Source organism: Collinsella sp. AF39-11AT, assembly GCF_003474585.1.
Lineage (GTDB): Bacteria > Actinomycetota > Coriobacteriia > Coriobacteriales > Coriobacteriaceae > Collinsella.
Genome location: NZ_QROG01000001.1, coordinates 182,705 through 198,143, shown reverse-complemented (window position 1 = coordinate 198,143; position 15,439 = coordinate 182,705). Strand labels below are relative to the sequence as shown.

At 61.9% G+C, this 15,439-nt stretch carries 12 protein-coding genes; 10 read left to right on the top strand and 2 right to left on the bottom strand.

The genetic code is table 11. The features are described from left to right. Positions 1 to 28: 28 nt before the first annotated feature. The 7 genes from DW037_RS00955 to DW037_RS00925 all read left to right on the top strand — a co-directional run bounded on the left by DW037_RS00955 (position 29) and on the right by DW037_RS00925 (position 7,521). On the top strand, positions 29 to 2,212 hold the full coding sequence (locus DW037_RS00955; protein WP_233503853.1) for a DUF6020 family protein: 2,184 nt from the start codon (positions 29 to 31) through the stop codon (positions 2,210 to 2,212). Positions 2,213 to 2,376: 164 nt separating this feature from the next. Continuing rightward, positions 2,377 to 3,183, top strand: a complete 807-nt coding sequence (locus DW037_RS00950) for a YebC/PmpR family DNA-binding transcriptional regulator (protein ID WP_117584122.1) — start codon at positions 2,377 to 2,379, stop codon at positions 3,181 to 3,183. Between the two features lie 166 nt (positions 3,184 to 3,349). After that, complete coding sequence (locus DW037_RS00945) at positions 3,350 to 3,895, top strand: hypothetical protein (protein WP_117640268.1); 546 nt, start codon at positions 3,350 to 3,352, stop codon at positions 3,893 to 3,895. Further along, positions 3,888 to 4,265: a DUF2273 domain-containing protein gene (locus DW037_RS10720; RefSeq protein ID WP_233503061.1), complete on the top strand. Its 378-nt coding sequence runs from the start codon at positions 3,888 to 3,890 to the stop codon at positions 4,263 to 4,265. The genes DW037_RS00945 and DW037_RS10720 overlap by 8 nt, the downstream gene beginning before the upstream one ends. A gap of 44 nt (positions 4,266 to 4,309) precedes the next feature. Beyond that, positions 4,310 to 4,825, top strand: a complete 516-nt coding sequence (locus tag DW037_RS00935) for an Asp23/Gls24 family envelope stress response protein (protein WP_055251999.1) — start codon at positions 4,310 to 4,312, stop codon at positions 4,823 to 4,825. Positions 4,826 to 5,031: 206 nt separating this feature from the next. Continuing rightward, the gene (locus DW037_RS00930) at positions 5,032 to 6,054 is read left to right on the top strand and encodes a YitT family protein (RefSeq protein WP_117584120.1); all 1,023 of its coding nucleotides are present in this window, start codon (positions 5,032 to 5,034) and stop codon (positions 6,052 to 6,054) included. 54 nt (positions 6,055 to 6,108) lie between these two features. After that, positions 6,109 to 7,521 carry a zinc-ribbon domain-containing protein gene (locus DW037_RS00925; RefSeq protein WP_118372642.1) on the top strand — a complete coding sequence of 471 codons (1,413 nt, stop codon included), beginning with the start codon at positions 6,109 to 6,111 and terminating at the stop codon, positions 7,519 to 7,521. Between the two features lie 140 nt (positions 7,522 to 7,661). Here DW037_RS00925 and DW037_RS00920 read toward each other — a convergent pair whose 3' ends face one another. Next, positions 7,662 to 9,125 (bottom strand): M20 family metallopeptidase, encoded by a 1,464-nt coding sequence (locus DW037_RS00920; protein ID WP_117629271.1) that lies wholly within the window; start codon positions 9,123 to 9,125, stop codon positions 7,662 to 7,664. A gap of 168 nt (positions 9,126 to 9,293) precedes the next feature. Here DW037_RS00920 and DW037_RS00915 point away from each other — a divergent pair, with 168 nt between their 5' ends. The 3 genes from DW037_RS00915 to groL all read left to right on the top strand — a co-directional run bounded on the left by DW037_RS00915 (position 9,294) and on the right by groL (position 13,877). Continuing rightward, positions 9,294 to 10,931 carry an amidohydrolase gene (locus DW037_RS00915; RefSeq protein ID WP_233503852.1) on the top strand — a complete coding sequence of 546 codons (1,638 nt, stop codon included), beginning with the start codon at positions 9,294 to 9,296 and terminating at the stop codon, positions 10,929 to 10,931. Between the two features lie 918 nt (positions 10,932 to 11,849). Beyond that, complete coding sequence (groES, locus tag DW037_RS00910; protein ID WP_022094351.1) at positions 11,850 to 12,143, top strand: co-chaperone GroES; 294 nt, start codon at positions 11,850 to 11,852, stop codon at positions 12,141 to 12,143. A gap of 96 nt (positions 12,144 to 12,239) precedes the next feature. Further along, positions 12,240 to 13,877 (top strand): chaperonin GroEL, encoded by a 1,638-nt coding sequence (gene groL / locus DW037_RS00905; protein WP_006234938.1) that lies wholly within the window; start codon positions 12,240 to 12,242, stop codon positions 13,875 to 13,877. Here groL and DW037_RS00900 read toward each other — a convergent pair. Continuing rightward, complete coding sequence (locus tag DW037_RS00900) at positions 13,874 to 15,301, bottom strand: IS110 family transposase (RefSeq protein WP_158571892.1); 1,428 nt, start codon at positions 15,299 to 15,301, stop codon at positions 13,874 to 13,876. The genes groL and DW037_RS00900 overlap by 4 nt on opposite strands. Between the last annotated feature and the right edge of the window lie 138 nt (positions 15,302 to 15,439).

The window sequence follows — 15,439 nt, the reverse complement described above, 5'->3', positions numbered from 1 at the left end:
GGCAGGTTTCTAGAAAGGCTTTCGGACTGTGAAGGATTCCGACCTCTCCACAACGGCTGCGCGCGACGCTGCCCGCATCGTCTGGTTTAAGCGCTACCCCGCCAAGCAGACGCTCATCGCATTTCTGCTCGCGCTGTTGGCGACCACGGCGTTTTCCATCGATCCCGCGCCGGTCTCGAGCAACGCAGTCTTGGCGATTGACCCCAAAGCCTCGGGCATGCTGTACGTGTGCTACGAGGTGCTCCTCTCGTTTGCCGGCCATACCGACGCGGTCATGCTGCTTGCGCTTGCCTGCCTGCTCACGCTGCCGTTTCGCTACGTATTCTTTGGCCGTGGCGACACCTGGCGCCCGTCGATCATTCTGCCGTCGCTGTTTTTCGCCATCTGCATGGTGTTCGGCCGCAGCTACGACCTCACCGACTCGGCCGAGATTGTTCTTGGCGACAAGGCCCGCATCATCTGTGCCTGGATTGGCGGCGCGGGCTGGATGCTCTTGGCGATCGTTGCCTTCTACCTGGCTTTTGAGTGTCTAGATTGGCTGAGCTCTCGGCGCATTCCGTTTTCCGAAGCGCACTTTGGCCGCGTATGGCGTGTGGCTCACGCCGTGCTCTCGGCCCATCCCTTTGCCGGGCCCTTCCTGGTGCTTATGATCGCCTGGGCGCCCACGCTCATCGCTTCGCTGCCCGGCCTTTTTATGGGAGATACGGGTGCGCAGATTCGCCAGTGGTTCAACTATCCCAACGGCACGAGCGACTACCTGCGCCTGCTCAACCCCAATGTCCTGCTCAACGGGCATCACCCGGTCGTGCACACGGCTATCATCGGCTCGTGCGTGCAGCTGGGGCTTTCGCTGTTCAACAGCGCTAACGCGGGCCTCATCATCTATACCTGCGCTCAATTTGTCATCACGGCTGCCTGCATGGCCTATTCCATTTCGTCGCTGCGCAAACTGGGCGTGAGCCTGCCGGTTCGCGGTGCGATCCTGCTGTTCTTTGCGTTTATGCCGATGTTCTCTAACTACGCGGCCCTGCTCACCAAAGACGTGCTCTTTGCCGACGCGTTTTTGGTGCTGCTGGTACAGACCGTCAAGCTCGTGGCATGTGGCTTGCCCCGTCGTGATGCCAATGTCGAGCGGGCGGGCGAGAAAGCCCCCGTGCTCTTTGCGCGCCACGACTGGCTGTTGCTTGCGCTGGCTGCCATGGGTTCCACGTTTTTGCGCAATGGCGGCCTGGTCTTTCCGTTGGCGGCCTGCGTGATTGCGGCGGCGTTTTGCGCATGGGATGTACATGTCGCTCGTCGTGCGGCTAAGCAGACGGGCACCGCGGTCTCATGCGCCACGCCGCGCTTCCGCTGGGTTGGCGTCCTCGCGGTGCTCGTACTCTGCCTTGCCTCTAATATGTACTTCACCAAGGTCTTTATGCCGGCGCACGACATCACGCCCGGCTCCAAGCGCGAAATTCTCTCGATTCCGTTCCAGCAGACGGCTCGTTTCGTTCAAAAGCACGATGGCCTCAACTCGGGTGTCAACCCCACGGTAAAGGAGGACGGCACTATCGCGGAGGCTCCTTGCGACGGCTTGGTGACCGACGAGGAGCGCGTCGTGATCGATCGCGTGCTCAAGTACGAGAACCTGGGCCGCCGCTACAACCCTGACAAGTCCGATGCCGTCAAGAACTGCTTTAACGAGTACGCCTCGCAGGAGGACATCAAGGCCTATTTTGAGGTCTGGGCGCAGATGTTCAAAAAGGATCCCGAGTGCTATATCTCGGCGCTCATCAATAACTATTACGGCTACTTTTATCCGAGTGCCCGCGATGCCTGGGTCTACAGCACGGCGCGTAGTGCCGAGATCATGGCGCGTCCCGACAACCTCAAGTACTTCGACTTCCATCCGGTTGACAGCAACGTGGTGCGCTGGTGCGACCACCTGATCAATCTGTACCGTGTGGCGGTGCAGCGCATCCCGTTTATTTCGCTCACCATGAGCTCGGCCACCTATGTGTGGATCATGATTGCCGTGGTGGTCTACCTGCTGCGTCGTCATTCATGGCGTGCGCTGGCGATCTGGGTGCCGCTGTTGGGCGTGCTCGCCGTGTGCCTGATTGGTCCGTGCAACGGCTCGACCTACATGCGCTACCTGTATCCGGTCATCGCCTGCATGCCCTTCGCCATCGGCGCCACCGTCACCCGCAGCGACTTCCTCTGGTCCTAACTTGGTGCATTGGGGTCAGGTTTCTTTGCACCAAAGGGGACATCATCACGACGCCTTCATTTTGGGGTTTATCTCGCAGGCTAGTAGGTATATCATAACGACGTTTGTTTATATTGCCCGAGCATCTGCGCTGGGCTTTAGGTCGAAACCGATAGGAGACACGTATGTCCGGACACTCTAAGTGGGCCACAACCAAGCATCGTAAGGGCGCGCAGGACGCCAAGCGTTCCGCCCTCTTCTCCAAGCTCAGCCGCAACATCACTGTTGCTGCCCGTCTCGGCGGTGACCCGCTGCCCGAGAACAACGCCAGCCTCGCCGCTGCCGTTGCCAAGGCCAAGGCTCAGTCCATGCCTAAGGACAAGATCAAGTCCGCTATCGACAAGGCTTTTGGTTCGGGTGCTGACGCCGCCGTCTACGAGAACATCGTGTACGAGGGCTACGGTCCCGCCGGTGTCGCCGTCTACGTCGACTGCCTGACCGACAACCGCAACCGTACCGCCGCTGATGTCCGTTCCGCCTTCTCCCACGCTGGTGGCAACCTGGGCACCTCCGGCTCCGTCGCCTTCCAGTTTGAGCGCAAGGGCCAGATCGTCGTCGCCAAGGAGATCCTGGATGAGAACGCCAAGAAGGAGACCATGATCGCCAACGGTGCTGCCGGTGACGAGGATGAGTTCATGATGGCTATCGCCGAGGCCGGTGGCGAGGACTACGAGGATGCCGGCGAGGAGTGGATCGTCTGGACTGCTGCCAACGAGGTCATGGCTGTCTCCAAGGCGCTCGAGGAGCAGGGTGTCCAGGTCAAGGGCTCCGAGACCACCATGGTCCCGACCACCCCGACCGAGGTTTCCGGCGCCGACGCCAAGAAGGTCCAGCGCCTCATCGACCGTCTTGAGGAGCTCGACGACGTCCAGGACGTCTACAGCACCATGGACATGACCGACGAGGTCATCGCTGCCCTCGAGGAGGAGTAGCGCCAGCACGGATTGAGCCGTGCATATCTGGGCATAATGAAGCGAGCATGCAAGCCTCGTGGAATAGATGAGCCGGATCCGCGTGCGTAGAGCACCGGACCCGGCTCTTTTATAATGATGCGAACCGTTCTGCATTTCGAGAGCCGAGATTTGAAGGGAGCGCCGCGTGCGCGTACTCAAACGAGCCCTAGCGATCGTGTATCTTGCCGCCACCATCGTGGCACTGGGTACGCTTGTCTGCCAGTTTTGGGGGCCGTATACGTATCGCTTTATGCTGCTGATGCGCGACCCCATGCCGCGCATCGTCGTGACGGCGTGCGCCGGCGTCGTGGCGATCGGCGTACTGCTGAGCTTTTTCCGCCTGATGTTCGCCCGTCGCGAACCGTCCTGCGTGCATCCGGCGGGGGAGCGCAATATCGAGGTTACCCTTGCGGCGCTTTCTTCGTGCGCCAGGGTTGCTGCCGAGCGCGACGACCGCGTGATGGTCGAGCATGTCGAGGCTCGCGTCCAAGGCCCCGACGATTCGCACGTCCGTTTTAAGGTCGAGGCTATCGCGCTTGACGATAAGGACGTGGCATCTCTGGCTACCGCGATGCAGCAGCGCATCGAAGAAGCCTGCGATACCATGCTCGGCGCGCCGGGTACGACCGCGCGCGTCCGTTTTTTGCCGTCCAAGACTACCGTCCAGACCGTGGAGGTTTCCGGTGAGTGATACCAATCAAGATAAGACCGCTCGTACGCCGCGCCTGACGATTGACCAGAGCGCCACGTCGGCGAGCGAACCTGTTGATTCCAAAGCAGAGGCAACCGAGTTACAAGACGCGGCAGCCGCGGATTTTGACGAGGCTATGGGTCTCATCAAGGGTACGGGCGCTGCCGTCTGGAGCTATGCTGTGCGTCATCCCAACACCACGCTCGGCGCCGTCGCCGGCTTTATCCTCGCCGTGTTGGTGCTCACGTTGGGCCTGTGGGACACGCTCGTCATTGCATTCTTCGTGCTGATCGGCGCTGTGATCGGCCAAATTCGCGACGGCGAGAACGGGATCGTCAACTTCTTCGGCCGTCTGTTTAGCGGCCGCTAATATGTATTCGACTGTCGCATCCGCGGCGGGCATAAGGAGGAACCATGGCTTTTAATACGAAGGTCGATGTAGCCGATACCGAGCTCGAGGAGAACGAGGCGGTCGTCGCCGAAGCTGAGGATGTGACGCTCGAGGATGAGGCTCTCGTCGAGGCCGAGTCCGATACGGATGAGGACGACGAGGAAGCGGATGAGTCCGAGGACTCGCTGACCTATTCCAACGGCGTGATCGAGAAGATCGTTGCCATGGCCACCCGCGAGGTTCCGCACGTTCTGGGCATGAAGGGTAACCTCATGCACTTTGTGCAGGAGCAGTTTGGTGCCGAGAATCTGACCAAGGGCGTGACGGTCGAGGTCACCGACGATAATCGCGTGGTCGTCAACATCTCCGTCATCATCGAGTACGGCGCCTATGCGCCCGCGATCTTCGACGATGTTAAGGCACGTGTCACCGAGCGCCTTGCCGCGATGACTGGCCTTGAGGTGGCGGGCGTCAACCTGCGCATCGAGGATGTCATCACCCCCGAGGAGTACGAGCACCGCACCAGCCAGCACGAATAACCTTCCAAAAAGGGACAGGTTTGTTTTGGCAGGTTTTATCTGCGAAAACATTAAACGGCCGACCGCGCAAGCAAAAGCGTGGCCGGCCGTTTTTGTACGCTCCCGATATAGTCATACCGCTCGTCTAACTAAGGGTTGCAATCCCCACGTTCCGCGTTACTCTAATGGGCGCATTGTTTCCAAATTGTTAACGAGGGGTTGCCGTAATGGCCGACGAGCACGAAACAGAAAGCAAGGCATGGGCAATTGAGGCCGCTGCGGCAGAGGCGGCGTCGCGTGCTGCCGAGGAGGTGCATCGTCCTCCCGTAGTGCCGATGGAACGCGTGGTCGATCGCGATGTTATCGAGCGGGGCGAGCGCGCTGGTCGCAAGCGCAGCCAGGAGCCGGGCTTTCCGCGCTTTTTTGCCGAGCTCAATTTGGGCCTGATCCTCACGGCCTTTGCCATCGTCGCGTTTAAAACCCCTAATCACTTTGCTTTTGGCGGCACCTCGGGCGTGTCGGTCATTCTGTCCACGCTGTTCCCGACCCTGCCCGTCGGCGTCTTTATGTGGATTATCAATGCGGTCCTGGTCGTTCTGGGCTTTATCTTTTTGGAGCGCAAGGCAATCCTGTGGAGTGTCTTTGCCTCGTTTGCGCTGTCCGCCTATGTTTCGCTGTTTGAGCTCTTTATTCCGACCGATGTCTCGATGACGGGCGATATGTGGCTCGACCTGTGCTTTGCCGTGATTCTGCCGGCGCTCGGCAGCGCCATCGTCTTTGATATTGGTGCCTCGACGGGCGGCACGGACATCCTCGCCATGATTCTCAAACGCCGCACCACGCTTGAGATCGGCCGTGCGCTGCTGTTGGTCGATATCGGCATCGTGACCATCGCGGCCTTCTTGTACGGTCCGCGCGTCGGTCTGTACTGCGTGCTCGGCCTGTTTGCCAAGACGCTTGTGGTCGACAAGGCCATCGAGAGCATTCACCTGCGCAAAGTCTGCACGGTCATTTGTTCCGAGCCCCTTAAGGTCGAGGAGTTTATCGTCAAGCATCTCAACCGTACGGCGACTATCAGCCGCGGCTACGGTGCTTTCTCGGGCAAGTGCGTGACGGTGATCATGAGCGTGCTAAGCCGTCGCGAGGCCGTGCAGCTGCGCCGCTATGCGCGCGAAGTCGATCCGGGTGCCTTTATCACGATTGTCGACAGCTCCGAGATCGTCGGCAAGGGTTTCCGCGGAACGAACTAACGCGGTCGAGCTCATCAAACAATCGAATAGCGCCCTGCGCATTGCAAATGCGTCATGGTGGAGTATTTGTCCCCACATTGGGTGATAATGATGCTAAAGACATCGTTTGCGATCCAGATGATTCGCTCAAGATACGAAGGGATGATCTCGATGTTCTGTTCGCAGTGTGGTGCCCCCATGGGCGACAACGATAAGTTCTGTGGTGCGTGTGGTGCCCCCAATGCCGGTGCCGCAGCCTCTGCCCCTCAGGGTCAGCCCCAGCAGTTTGTTCCGCAACCGCCCGTGGCGAATGCGTCCAAGGGCTGTGTGGCTCAGGCGTTTGAGGATATGACCAAGACTCCGGGCGTGCTGCAGCGCGTGTGCCAGATTGCCTTTTTACCGGCGCTGATTTGTGTTGTGTCGGTACTCGTGCTGTTTATTCCCGTTATTGGCGGCATTGCAGCTGCCATCGGCTTTTTGGCAGCTTGCATTGCGAGCGTGTGTGGTTCCGGCTTTGGTATTGAGTGGGGTCGCGATCTGTCGCTCAAGGTTGATGGCGGTATGGATCGTCCACTCATGCGTTCCACGTCGTTTGGCCTCGGAGTCTTTTCGAGCGTTATCTCGGTCGTGCTCGAGGTTATCGCTGCCATTCCCGTTATCGGTGTAGTGCTTTCGCTGGTGGAGAGCGTGGTAATTGGCGCCGCGGGCTCGTATTCGTATTACGGCTCCTATGCACTCGAGGCAGCGCTGTTTGGCTCGCTTGGCCTGCTTGTCCTGGCTATGATTGCCACGGCGGTCTTGGGGGTCTTCTTTAAGATGTTCGCCGACATTGCCGTGATGCACTTTGCGGTGACCGGTCGTGTCGAGAGCGCGTTTTCGCTCGACAAGGTCTGGGCGGCGTTTAAGCACAACAAGACCAAGCTGTTCTGCGCTTCGTTCCTTCCCGAGTTTTTGACGGGTCTGGTCGCCAACGTTGTCACATGGATCCTGACGCTCGTCTTCGGCGCCATTGCCTCTGTCGGTATGTATAACTACTACTACCGTCCTTCGGCTATTGAGGCGCTTGTTACCGGCGGTGGCATCACGCTCGTATTGTTCTTGGTGCTGACGGCGTTTGTCACGGTATTCCTTACGGTCTTTGGCAAGATGCTCAAGCATCGTGCCGTTGGCTATTGGGTAGCGCGTTATGCAGCTGAATGGGCTGATGAGGATAAGGATGACGTCCTGACCTTTGTGCTGCCGTTTGAGAAGAAGTCTGCTCCGGCTGGTTTTAGCACCGACGCAGCGCCCGTATCCGATTCCGCTGCGGCGCCTGCGCCCGAGCCCGAGCCCGAGCCCGCGCCCGAGCCCGTGCCTGAGCCTGAACCTGAGCCCGTGCCTGAGCCCGAGCCCGCGCCCATGCCGGAACCGGAGCCCGAGCCTGCGCCTGAGCCCGTGCCTGAGCCCGAGCCTGCGCCAAGCTCCGACGAGGACCCGCAGGACGAGTAACCCTGCCACCTGCCATTTGGGGACGGGGTAGAAACGGTAGAAATAGCGCTTGACAAATAAGCGGGGACGGACGTGCCGAAGCGTCCGCCCCCGCTTTGATATCGCGATGCGGCTATGACTGCGAGATGGTCGTGGATCGACTACTCGTCGTGCTTCTCCTCGCGGCGAGCGGCGGCACGTGCATCATGGATGCCCTTGATGGCGGCATGGCGCGCCGTGCGGGCATCGTGCATGGCGTCGCGGGCCTCGGCGGCCGTGGCCTTGGCAGAGCGCAGTTTGGCTGCCAGGTCGGGATTGGTCTCGGCGACCGCGGCAATCGTGGGGCCGTCGAGCTCTTCTTGTGTGGGCTCGGCCAAAAAGTCGATGGCATATTGGGCGGCCACCATGGAGCCCTTGGCCAGTACCGACTCGTCAATCTTGTAGAAGCAAGAATGTTGGGCGTACGTGGCGCCAATCTGGGGGTTGCGCGTGCCAACAAAGGCGAGCACGCCCGGTACGCGGCGCAGGTACTCTGAAAAATCCTCACCCGAGAGTGTGCCGCGATAATGGCCTTGGCCGGTGGGGCCCAGGCATTTGATTACTGCCTGGCGGCAGCGCTCGCTCGAGGCGGCATCGTTTTCGACCTTGTAATTGGCGATGGTGTAGTCGGTGAGCTCTGCCTCGGCGCCCAAGGCGGCCGCGGTATGCTCCACGATGCGGCGCATGAGCTCCGGCATTTCCTCGTGGGTCGAATCTCCGTAGGTGCGCACCGTGCCGGCGAGGTAGGCCGTGCCGGCGATAACGTTGCGCGCGGTGCCGCCGTGCAGCTCGCCGACGGTAATGACGGCCGGCTCGTAGGGACTGATCTCGCGCGAAACGATGGTCTGCAGAGCGTTGACGATCTCGGCGGCAACCATAACGGCGTCGTGACCGCGCTGGGGCATGGCGCCGTGGCACGAGGTGCCGCGGACGTCGATGCGGAACCAGTCGGTATTGGCCATGCGCGGTCCGGGCTCGCAGCTCACGGTGCCGGCGTCGACCTCACTCCAGATGTGCGCGGCGTAGGCGCCATCGACGCCGTCGAGCACGCCCGTGCCGATCATGAGCTTGGCGCCCTGGCCGTTTTCCTCGCTGGGCTGGAAGACGATGCGGATCTCGCCGTGGATGTCGTCGGTCATATGGCGCAGGATTTGCAGCGTGCCGAGCATCATGGCGATGTGGCAGTCGTGGCCGCAGGCGTGCATGCAGCCCTCGTTGACGCTGGCAAACTCCTCGCCGGTCTGCTCGGTGACGGGCAGGGCGTCGATGTCGGCGCGCAGCAGGATGCGGCGGCGTGGCGTGCCGTCCTCGCGATAGGCATCCGACGCGGTACCGCGAAGCGTTGCCACCAAGCCGGTCTTGAGCGGACGCTCGTAGGGGATATTCATGGCGTCGAGCTGGTTGGCGATGTCGGAGGTCGTGCGCTCCTCGGCAAGGCTCAGCTCCGGGTGCTTATGGAAGTGCCGGCGCTGCTTGATGATATAGGGTTCAAACTCGGTAGCGATATCTTTGATGGCTGCGGTGACGTCGTCAGCCGCGCGAGCCTCGGTCGCCGCCATAATCTGCTGTGCCTTGGTCTTCGTCATGGTCGATTTGCTCCTTGCTGGGTTGATCGCAAAATCGTACAGGCTCTCTCCAGTATGCCACCTGCCGCTAGGGCTGGTAAAGTTGCCGTTTGCCGCTTGGGGTTTTGTTACAAGGGCGGGGGAGTACACTCGGGGGTGTTGAATTTCCTGCCAGAGATGGGGATGCCCATGCAACATATCGATCGGATTATCCGCTCCAAGAACGTCTTTACCGCGCAAGACGGCATCGATACCGCCCGCGAGCTGGCGATTGCCATCGCAGGCGACCGTATCGTCGCAGTCGGTGCGCCCGATGACGTGATTGCCGCCGCGCCTGCCGCCACGCCGGTTATCGACTACGGCGAGCAGTTTGTCTGCCCAGGTTTCCATGACGCTCATCTGCACTTCTTCCATACCTCGGTCGGCTCCTCGCCGTACATGCTCATGGATATGGGCACGTCCGAGGCGGCGCTGGTGCAACACGCGCTCGAGTTTTCCCAGGACCTGCCCGATGACGCTTGGGTTGTGACGCAGGGCTGGCGCGACTACCGTTGGGACCCGCCCGAGCATCCTACCAAGGCGTCGCTCGATGCGGCATTCCCCGATCGCCCCTGCGTTATGTATTCGGGCGACGGCCATACGCTGTGGCTCAACAGCCGCGCACTCGAGGCGCTCGGCGTCACGCGCGACAGCGAGCCGCCAGCGGGCGGTGGCTACGACAAGGACGCAAGCGGCGAGCTCACGGGCATTGCTCACGAGGCGGCTGCCATGCAGCTGCTACCGCGCTGCCTTGAGTGGCTGGGCGAGGATCGCATCGCAAGCGCTTACGCCGATCAAATGAGGCGGATGGCCGAGCAGGGCATCACCTCGATATGCGATATGTCGCTCATGCCCATGCCGGGCTGCGACTTTATCCGCGACGATGTCTACGACAAACTGCAGGCAGCCGGCAAGCTGGGCATCCGCGCCCATTTGTTTCCCACGCTGCTGGATGACCAATCGCGCTTGGAAGAGCTACAGACCCGCTACGCGAACAACGCGCTGCTCTCGGCGCCAGGCTTTAAGCAGTTCTTCGACGGCGTGTCGAGCGAACACACGGCATATCTCACCGAGCCCTATACCAATCCGCGCTTCCCGGGCGACCAGGGCCGTCTGACAGTTCCTGCCGAGCGCATGCGTAAGCTGGTTCTGGCGGCCGCGGAGCGCGGCCACACTGTGCGTATCCACGTCATCGGCGACGGTGCCATCCATGCTGCGCTCGATATCTTTGAGGAGGCGGCAGAGCTCTACGGCCTGCCCCAGCACGGCCATAACACACTCGAGCATCTGGAGAACCTCCTGCCCCAGGACATCGATCGCCTGCGCAAGCTCAACGTGGTCGCCTCGAGCCAGCCCTGCCACATCACGCTCGATCCGGGTGGCCCAGAGCGCGACTTTGGCCTGGAGCGAAGCCGAATCATGTGGCCGTTCGCAACCTATAAGCAGCGCGGCATCCGCCAAGCCTTCGGAACTGACAGCCCTATCACGCCCGTTACCAGCATGAACGTGCTCTACACGGCCATCACGCGCCAGGACCCCAAAAGCCACTGGCCCGAGGGCGGCTGGTTGCCGAGCGAGCGCATCGATGCGGCAACGGCTCTGCGCAACTACACTCTGGGCAGCGCCTATGCAGCGGGCGACGAGCAAAACCTCGGCAGCCTGGAACCCGGTAAATACGCCGACCTGGTAGTCTTGGACCAAAACCCACTCACCATCGACCCCCAAGAACTCCAAGCCACCAAAGTCCAAGCCACCTACCTAGCCGGCAACCTGATCTACGAGCGCTAAGTATTCATGTCTTACCGTTAAACGCGGCTCGGGCAGCTTATTTTGGGATGGCGCTCGAGCCGCGTTTGCGTTTCGGTGAGGATCCGCCATGTGCGTCCCTGCTCTGTTGGATTTGGGCGCGGGGTTGAGGTGCTGCTCCGTGCGTTCAATTTGGACATCAGCAGTGAAACCTCATGGTGTTTTGCATACTTCCAGTTGCAGATTGCATAAAAAAGCTGAGATGTTCTTTCCGGTCCTGATGTACCCCCGCCTGGGCCGTGCAAAAAACGGAGTATTCAGCACCGCGAGCTCTGCCGGTGCCGCTGCGGCTGAGTAACGTTACGGAGATTGACGTCATTTTGGGCTCCGGTACGGCGCGAAGTACGCCCATTTGTCCCAACGGGGTCTGCCCACCGACCAAAACCGCCCGCTGAAGGCGTTCTTGGGACCAATAAGGTATGTCCGGCGCGTATGCAGCCGTCCTGGCTTGCTGAATACTCCCAAAAATGCACGGTGCTCCCCAGGGGACCCGTGCGCGCAGCGAAGACCATGCCCACATTCCTATCCGCATCGCCATTTTGCTGCACTGACTTTTCTGAATGCCGGGCCCGAATTAGTTAACCTGCCTCCCGTGTGGCTCCGGAGGGGCGGGGCATAAGGTTTATCGCGAGTTCCGCACGAGCCGAAGGCCACTTAATGTGGCCTTCGTGCGAGCAGGACTGCCCGAGCAGGAAACCTTATGCCCCGCCCCTCCGGAGCCACACGGGAGGCATCGCTAAGTTATCCCCCGGCATTCAGAAAATCTAAGTGCCAAAAAATAAGATTTTTTGACTCCGTGTTGTATAACCCGCCATTCGTGGGTACCATTCAACGCGTACGCAAACAAAAAGGGTTAACCCGCGCGGCATGACCGCGCGGCCCACAAAGGAGGAAACAAGCATGTCGTCTTTGAAGCCGCTTGCAGATCGCGTCCTGGTCAAGCCCGACGAGGCCGAGCAGAAGACCGCTTCTGGTCTGTACATCGCCAGCAACGCTCAGGAGAAGCCGCAGCGCGGCACCATCGTTGCCGTGGGCGCCGGCAAGGTCAACGACAAGGGTGAGCGCATCCCCATGGACGTCAAGGTTGGCGACGTTGTCATCTACGGCAAGTTCGGTGGCAACGAGGTCAAGGTCGACGGCGAGAAGTATCTGCTCATGCGCGCCGACGACATCTACGCCGTCGTCGAGGCCTAGTCTCGTCAGAATCTCTGATTCGTCTTTGAACGCGATCGTCGCATAGGACTCGGAAGCGGCGACGCGAGTCACATTTCTTTTGGAGGATTACTCACCATGGCAAAGAACATTACGTTCAACACCGATGCCCGCGCTAAGCTCGCCAAGGGCGTCAACACTCTGGCCGACGCCGTTACCGTCACCATGGGCCCCAAGGGCCGCTACGTTGCGCTGCAGCGCACGTTCGGTGCCCCGACCATCACCAACGACGGCGTTTCTGTCGCTAAGGAGATCGAGCTCGAGGACAACATCGAGAACATGGGCGCTCAGCTGGTGAAGGAGGTCGCCACCAAGACCAACGACACCGTGGGTGACGGCACCACCACCGCAACCCTGCTCGCCCAGGCCATCGTCAACGACGGCCTGCGCAACGTCGCCGCCGGCGCCAACCCGCTGGCCATCCGTCGCGGCATTGACAAGGCTGTAAACGCCGCCGTCGCCGAGATGAAGAAGCAGGCCAAGCCGGTCGAGACCAAGGAGCAGATCGCTTCCGTCGGCACCATCTCCGCTGGTGACCCCGAGGTTGGCGAGAAGATCGCCGAGGCCATGGAGGTCGTGGGCAAGGACGGCGTCATCACCGTCGAGGATTCCCAGACGTTCGACATCACCATCGACACCGTCGAGGGCATGCAGTTCGACAAGGGCTATGTCTCCGCTTACTTCGTCACGGACAACGACCGCATGGAGGCCGTGATGAAGGATCCGTACATCCTCATCACCGACCAGAAGATTTCCAGCGTTCAGGACATCATGCCTGTTCTCGAGGCTGTCCAGCGCGCCGGCCGTGGCCTGCTCATCATCGCTGAGGACATCGACGGCGAGGCTCTGCCGACCCTGGTCCTCAACAAGATCCGTGGCGCTCTCAACGTCTGCGCCGTCAAGGCCCCGGGCTACGGCGATCGCCGCAAGCGCATCCTGGAGGACATCGCCGTCCTCACCGGTGGCCAGGCTGCTCTGGACGAGCTGGGCGTGAAGGTCGCTGACATCACCGCCGATATGCTCGGCACCGCTAAGTCCGTCACTATCTCCAAGGACAACACCGTCGTCGTCGGCGGCGCCGGCTCCAAGGAGGCCATCGACGCCCGCATCGCTCAGATCAAGGGCGAGATGGAGAACACCACCTCTGACTTCGACCGTGAGAAGCTCCAGGAGCGCCTGGCCAAGCTCTCCGGTGGCGTTGCCGTCATCAAGGTCGGCGCTGCTACCGAGTCCGAGCTCAAGGAGATCAAGCACCGCGTTGAGGATGCCCTGCAGGCTACCCGCGCTGCTGTCGAGGAGGGCATTGTCGCCGGTGGCGGCGTCGCCTTCATGGACGCTGCTCCTGCGCTCGATGCTGTCGAGATCGACGACCCCGAGGAGAAGATCGGCGTCGATATCGTCAAGAAGGCTCTGACCGCTCCGGTCGCTACTATCGCCAAGAACGCTGGCTTTGAGGGCGCTGTCGTGGTCGACAAGGTTGCCGAGCTGCCCGCCGGCCAGGGTCTCAACTCTGCCAACGGCGAGTGGGGCGACATGATCGAGATGGGCGTCCTCGACCCCGTCAAGGTCAGCCGCGTCACCCTGCAGAATGCTGCTTCTGTCGCCAGCCTGATCCTCATCACCGAGGCCACCGTCTCCGATGTGCCCAAAAACACTCAGCTTGAGGACGCTATCGCTGCTGCTACCGCTGGTCAGCAGGGCGGCGGTATGTACTAAGGCCGACAAGGTCTAGAACTCCCACCGGGAATCCGGGGGCGTGACGGGGGCTTCCCTCCGGAACGTCCTCGGACATGCAAAGAGGCTCCGCATCGCGCTTCGCGCTGCGGAGCCTCTTTGCGTCCTGACGCTCCTATTTGGCAAGGTGTTTTTTTAGAATCCATTTTGCGCTCGGCCTCGAAGGCTTGCCTGTCCCAATCGAGCGGAAGTCCGGCCTCGACCCATGCCTCGTAGGCCCTCCTTATGGGCTTGAGCTCCCTTTGGCCCCTCTCCAGCATCGAGATGTACTTCTCGCTGGTTCCCAATATGGACGCCGCCCTCACCTGGCTGACCTTCGCCGCGCGCCTGGCCGCCACGAGCTCCGAGGCGTCCTCGGGCCTCCTGATCTCGTGCGGGTGCATCAGCGCCCGGTACGCCTCCCTGGCCACGTAGCGCTTGAGGCACCTCATGACCTCCCTGTCGCTCTTCCCCCGCGCCCTGGCCCTCTCGGCGTACTCGGCGGTCTCGGGGTCGCGCATGACCCTCTGCCTCGCGATCTCGTGCAGCGCGCTGTTCGCCTGCCGGTCGCCGCCCCTGTTGAGCCTGTGCCTCACGGTCTTGCCGCTCGAGGCGGGGATGGGGCAGGCGCCGCATATCGCCGCGAACGACGCCTCGGAGCGCAGCCTGCCCGGGTTGTCCCCGGCCGCGACCGCGAGCTTGGCCGCGCTCACGGGCCCGCACCCGTACATAGCCAGCAGCGCGGGGCAGTTCTCCTCCAGGGACGCCTCGATCGCGCGCTCCATGTCGAGCGCCGCGTCGCGCGCCGCCGCCCACAGGTCCGCCAGCGCGCCGAGTGCGGCGCCCAGCGCGCCCTCGGCGCGCACGGAGGGGAGCACCTCCATCAGCCTCGGCCCCGCCACCCCGCGGAACCTCGACCTGAGCCCCTCCGGCGCGGTGGTGAGCAGGGACCTCGCGGTGTTGATCGCCGAGGTCCGCGCCTTCACCGCCCCGGAGCGCGCCGCGAGCATGCAGCGCACCCCGTCGACCCACCCGTCCTGGCTCTTGGGGGTCCCGAGCTTTGAGCCGGACATCGCCGCGCGGGCGGCCCTCTCCGCGTCCGCCTCGTCGCACTTTCCCTGTCCCGGGCGCCTCCTCTGCGTCCTCGCCGGGGAGAGCGCCTCGCGCACGGGCATCCCCAGCGACGCGAGGTGCCTGGTGAGGCCCGCCCCGTAGGACGACGTCCCCTCCATCGCGACGCAGGCCGGCTCCCCGGCCGCCGCGATCGCCCCGGCGAGCGCCTCGTATCCCGCCGCGTCGGCGGGGAACTGGCGGGACAGGACCTTGCGGCCCCTCCAGTCGAGGACGTACAGCCAGTGCGAGTCGGCGTGGGTGTCGACCCCGCAGAAGACCGGCCCGCGGGCGCCGGGTGTCGATTCGGTTCTCATGTCTCGCTCCGTTCTTTCCGTGCTCGCCTGGACCGGGCAGACGGCACACTGACGGGGCGCGATAGAATGCGGTTGTTCGGGTCCGCGGTATCGCTCCATGCTCCTATTAGGTCATGCGGCGGTCTCGGCTCGCCGCGG